General features: G+C 49.5%; 1 protein-coding gene. It reads left to right on the top strand.

The genetic code is table 11. From position 1 onward, the window contains the following. Positions 1-212 (top strand): transposase (locus tag AB4583_RS20170; RefSeq protein WP_372119079.1); only part of this gene is annotated, 212 nt, incomplete at both ends.

The following is a 212-nucleotide window of genomic DNA, read 5'->3' as shown; positions in this document are numbered from 1 at the left end:
AAAAGCTTCGCCACAGAAAGTTTGCTGACCAACATCATTCTTGGAAAATACCAATACGCGATGCCACTTTATCGTCAAGAATCGCTGTTTACCCAGTCGGGTATCGAGCTATCACGTACCACCATGGCTAGGTGGGTCATCCAAGCCAGTGAGAAGTTCGCCCCGCTGTATGCGGCCTTGAAGGTGAACCTGCTTCAACAAGTGGTGGTTCA

It is taken from the genome of Vibrio sp. 10N.222.49.C12 (assembly GCF_041475025.1).
Taxonomy (GTDB): domain Bacteria; phylum Pseudomonadota; class Gammaproteobacteria; order Enterobacterales; family Vibrionaceae; genus Vibrio; species Vibrio crassostreae_C.
The sequence above is the reverse complement of the archived record's forward strand: the minus strand, read 5'-3'. Positions and strand labels throughout refer to the sequence as shown.